This window comes from Vibrio sp. 1288, assembly GCF_033344475.1.
Genome location: NZ_JAWPOX010000577.1, coordinates 1 through 677 on the forward strand (window position 1 = coordinate 1; position 677 = coordinate 677).

Genomic DNA, 677 nt, shown 5'->3' on the forward strand with positions numbered 1-677 from the left:
AAACACTACTGCAGGGCCAGTAAATTTCAGGATGCTTTCGTCCACACCAGCAGTCTTCACAATACAGCCATCCAGCGCGATGTTGCCTTTCAGAACGGCAAGGCCGCCATCTTGGCTAAACGCGTTTTCTTTGGTGCGGATACAGCCTTCCGCGCGGTCATCATCGAGGGTATCCCAGCGACAATCTTGCGAGAATGCTTGTGTGGTGCGGATACCCGCAGGGCCTGCACGGTAGAATGATTTCACTTCTTCTGAATCGGTCAGCATGATGTCGTATTTGGCTAGCTGTTCTTCCCAAGTCAGTCCTAGGACAGTCTTAGACTGATTGTGCAGCAGACCTGCACGGTTCAGTTCACCAAGGATACCGACAACGCCACCCGCACGGTGTACATCTTCCATGTGGTATTTCTGCGTTGAAGGAGCCACTTTACAAAGGTGTGGTACTTGGCGAGACATGCGGTCGATGTCCGTCATATCAAAATCGACTTCACCTTCTTGCGCCGCAGCTAAAAGGTGTAACACCGTATTGGTCGAGCCACCCATTGCGATGTCGAGTGCCATCGCGTTTTCAAATGCGGCTTTGGTCGCGATATTGCGTGGTAGAGCCGTTTCGTCATCTTGCTCGTAGTAGCGTTTGGTGAGTTCAACGATGCGTTTACCTGCACTGATAAACAGCT

General features: G+C 51.4%; 1 protein-coding gene. It reads right to left on the minus strand.

Going from position 1 to position 677, the window contains the following annotated elements; genetic code table 11:
• The coding region (locus R8O11_RS28130; RefSeq protein WP_318194988.1) for a dihydroxy-acid dehydratase at positions 1-677 on the minus strand (677 nt) is incomplete at both ends.